General features: G+C 52.7%; 1 protein-coding gene. It reads right to left on the bottom strand.

Annotation, left to right across the window (positions count from 1 at the left end; genetic code table 11):
- Nucleotides 1-203, bottom strand: a 203-nt coding sequence (locus FDX22_RS22175) for an antirestriction protein (protein WP_146717779.1), incomplete at both ends; no start/stop codon positions are given.

Below are 203 nucleotides of genomic sequence, written 5' to 3'. Positions count from 1 at the left end.
AACAGATGCCATTTATCGTCAACGTCAGCATCAGGGGCCATAAACGCGCCGCCATTGCTGAGCGTGTAAAAGGACCAGATACCACTGTTGTACTCGTCACAGAAGCGGTCCATCCAGGCGAAAATGCGGGGTTCCAGCGTTATCCATTGTGGGATAGAGCCAAAGTACTGCGGCCAGAAGCAGATACGCTGTTCGTCGGGTAT

Origin of the sequence: Citrobacter sp. TBCS-14, from assembly GCF_005280805.1 — a bacterium.
In the GTDB taxonomy this organism is placed as follows: domain Bacteria; phylum Pseudomonadota; class Gammaproteobacteria; order Enterobacterales; family Enterobacteriaceae; genus Citrobacter; species Citrobacter gillenii.
The sequence above is the reverse complement of the archived record's forward strand: the minus strand, read 5'-3'. Positions and strand labels throughout refer to the sequence as shown.